The organism is Methylobacter sp. (assembly GCF_004322395.1).
Lineage (GTDB): Bacteria > Pseudomonadota > Gammaproteobacteria > Methylococcales > Methylomonadaceae > Methylobacter_A.
Map to the genome: position 1 here is coordinate 1 of NZ_SCTW01000042.1, position 4,051 is coordinate 4,051.

The 4,051-nt window shown below is 45.9% G+C and carries 2 protein-coding genes; both read right to left on the minus strand.

The features are described 5' to 3' along the window. Nucleotides 1-2,535 (minus strand): Mur ligase family protein (locus EPO18_RS05860; protein ID WP_292431859.1); only part of this gene is annotated, 2,535 nt, incomplete at its 3' end. A 346-nt stretch (nucleotides 2,536-2,881) separates the two neighbouring features. After that, on the minus strand, nucleotides 2,882-4,051 hold a 1,170-nt coding region (locus tag EPO18_RS05865; protein WP_472850874.1), incomplete at its 5' end, for a calcium-binding protein.

Genomic DNA, 4,051 nt, shown 5'->3' on the forward strand with positions numbered 1-4,051 from the left:
CAATAAACAAACATCGCAATCCGCCTGTCGGCCATAATGAATGATCCGCAAATTTCGTGCCCGGGCAGCTTCGTAAACACTAGCCCATTCATTCATTTCACGATTCAAAATTGCGCAACCGCCTTCGGACATTCCTAAAAAAATGCGGCTTTTCTTTTTAGCTATTTCCGGCAATGAGTGATGGTATTGCAAATGAGCGGCTTCAACATTACTAATAACAGCAATATCAGGCTTTACCAATTCGGAGTTTCTGTGCATTTGACCAATAGCCATTTCAATTACCGTATGGGGAGCACTCCAAGGAATTGAAGCCAGATTCCATGCAATACCCTGAGGTAAGTTTGCATTGTGCGTGGTTTGTCCTACCTCGCCCCAAGGACGAAGAACATGGGATAGCATGGCTACAGTCGTTGTTTTTCCAGCGCTGCCGGTTACTCCAATGATTTTTCCCAGCATTTGAGTTCGGGCAAATTGCCCCATGTTGAGAATAGCTTGACCGACATCCGCCGTATGTAACACCGGAATATTTTTGTCCGCTATTGAATTCACAGTTTCGCTCGTAATCACTGCCTGAGGGAAAAACGGAAGTCGATTCAACGCAGCAATAGAAAGATAGCTTTTACTGTCGTGAGGTCTTAGGACAACCATTTGCCCTGGTTGCATCGTCGGCGCCCAAATGCACAAACCGGTTGCCCGCCATGAATTCGACAGCGGCGCTCTCAGCCATTGACCTTGAGTTGCTTTTAATAAGCTATCGACCGTCCAATTGGGACCTTCCTTAACGGTTATATTTTTATTTCCAGTACTTTGGCGATCCGCGCTAAATTTAGACGGTTTTTCATCGGTTAAAATCGATGTTTTAGCAGCGTCAAATACCCTACTTTCTTTTTGCAGATATTTCTTATACGCTACAAATCCCGATAAATAATGTTCAACATCGTCAATCCGCACCCTAAAAGCATGATGGCGAATAAAAAAACTACCGACAATCCGCGCCGGATTTTTAAAATACATCGCCAGCTCCGGCCAAAAATAACCGTTGAGCAAATAATGCGCACGATAATCCAAAGCCCGATAGAATTTATCGGTATCAAGATTTTCCAAGATAGGCTGCATGTCTGGCATATCCTTAAGCCTCGATAGCATTTGTTCCGCAGCCATCATCAATTCAAGCAGAGTCGGATACGTGGTAATGCGTTGCAACACAAAATCCAGATAGCCACTGACGTTTTGGATACCGAAACGAAAATATTTCTCTTCCGGTTTATAGCGGGTCAACTCGTTGACGCAGTAACTTAACCAATGATCGTGTGATTTCCAGTGCTTGTTGGCAATGAAATACTCAAAGGCTTTTTCAACGGCAGCCAGCCAACGGGAATCTTGAGTCAAGCCGTAAAGACGCATTAAGCCGAAGGCGGCTTCGCCATCATAATAAATAATACGAAACGATTCTTTTACCGATAAGTCGGTAGCATTTAAAACATGATCGAAACGACCGGTAGCAGCATCCTGCATATGCACGATGCCCAAGGCCAATTGTTCCAGCAACGGCATATAATCGCGAGTATCGGTTACTTCGCAATATTTAACCAAGGCCAATAGACAAACGGCATTGCCGCCAAGTTTGATTTCATCGCCGGTATCGGTCAGATAGGCTACCGTTTGATTATCGGGCAGAGCGTAAGTTTTAATCAGGGTCTGAGTAAAATAGCTTATCGAGCGATCAATAGCCGCTTTAAGCGTTTTATCGCCGGTCACCTCCCAGGCCTCGATCATGGCATAAGTAGAGCTTACATGCCGCAACGTATTGTAAGTAGCTATTTTGCGGTCGAAACAAGGATGCCAGCCATAAAAAAATTCACCGTTTTTTTTGACCTGCCCGGCCAGATAGAGGCTACTAGTCTCAATTAAACAGCTAACCTGATTCGTATCTAAGAAAGGCAATTCACGTCGTCCGGCAGCCAGGCCGGAACCAGCTAATAAATAGCAATCCCCGGATATATCGCAAAATACGCCTTGGGTTGAAAGCACGTAAACCAGTGCTTCCGAGGAAAAATCGAATACGGCTTTTTTGCCGTAACGGCTAGCGGCATAAGTTGAAAAATTTTTTTCGTTAAGTTGGGCATTCGCAACATCGCCGCCCACATATAGCATTGCGTTGGCATTGAGTTCCTGCTCTAAAAACGCATGTTTTAATGAGCTGTCAAACGCTAACCCATGCCTAAAGTAATTTCGCTTGGTATCTTGTAAGCGTTTATTCAGTTCACCCCAGTTCAAGGGCTCGGCATGCATTACCCAATCAACTCGCAGCCATCCCTCTTTAAGTTTATATTTGTCCAAGAGCCAGCGCAGCTTGACAACACCTTGATTCCAAACCGCATCAAAAGTGTCGCCACTAGCATGTACAACTTTAGCCCGCTCTTTTTGCTCGCTAACGGAAAAAAACAAGGTAACTGCTGGAAAGGGTTTAACTAACCGGACACAATGTTCCGCTACAACACCTCGGCTGTGGATAATCTGTTCGGAAAAACTCATAGGCAGCTACCTTGAAGTATTAGCAAGAATTAACCTAGAAAAATCATTTGATCCACGAAAACCACAAAAAGCACGAAAAAATTCAAATAGATACCCAATTACAGGTAGTCACCCAACGGGTGAATGACTAAATCAATGGAATATATTGATTTCTTTCGTGTCTTTCGTGCTTTTCGTGGACTAACTGCGTTTTTTAGGATTAATGATTAATTTTAATCTAATGCGCATTTTGACAGACATAAAAACAATCCGAACAAGAGCTTATTTGGCTGCCTCGTCAAATACCGAGCAAAAAAAACGGGATCCCCGCAAAGGGATCCCGCTTGGTTAGATAACAACTAGCTGATTACCATTCGATTTTATCGATATTGTCGAAGTCGATAGTATTGCCGGTATTAGTGTCCGTAATAGTACCTGATTCACCATGCGTATCGAAAAAGCCATGCTCACTACCATTGCCATCCACCATTTTTCCATCGATTTCCAAGGTCCAGTCACCACCATGTGCACTAGGGCCGCCGTCCATATCGATCTCAATAACATCAGTCCAGTTTCCTGAACCGCCATCAACAGTGGTGTGACCCGATATATCGCCGAATACGAACAGATCATTGCCGGCATCGCCATAGAGAGCGTCGTTGCCATCGTCACCATAGAAGGTGTCATTGCCATCACCGCCATACACCACATCGTTACCCGCATCGCCATATAAATGGTCATCACCGGTACCGCCATCGATTACGTCATTTCCAGCGCCGCCATGGATCTGGTCATTGCCGGCGTCGCCGGACAAATTGTCATTACCTTTACCGCCATCAATATCGTCGTCGCTTTGGTTGCCGGTCAAGGTATCGTTTTTACCAGTACCATTCATTGACTGCATATGATCACTGAGCTTACCGGCCCCTACAGTCACAGTATGGCTACTGTCTCCGCTATCTTGGTCATGTCCGCTGTTACCTTGGCCCGAGTGTTCACTGTTTTCGGCATTGTTATGATCATCCGAGTTGCCTGGAGCATCCTGATCGCCGTTGCCGTGACCGTTGTTGTCATGATCGGAATCTCTGCCGTGGTCATCATCGTCGTCATGATCGGAATCTCTGCCGTGACTATCTTCGTTCTGTCCGCTGTTACCTTGGCCCGAGTGTTCGCTGTTTTCGGCATTGTTATGATCATCCGAGTTGCCTGGAGCATCCTGATCGCCGTTGCCATGACCATTGTTATCATGATCATGATCATGATCGTGATCAGAATCGCAGTCGGAGTCCGAGTCACTGTCCGAATCCGAGTCACTGTCGGAGTCCGAATCACTGTCCGAATCGGAGTCGCTATCAGAGTCCGAGTCGCTGTCTGAGTCCGAATCGGAGTCCGAATCGCTGTCTGAGTCCGAGTCACTATCGGAGTCCGAATCCGAGTCACTATCGGAATCCGAATCACTGTCGGAGTCACTGTCCGAGTCGGAATCACTGTCAGAGTCTGAATCGCTGTCGGAGTCCGAATCACTGTCTGAATCCGA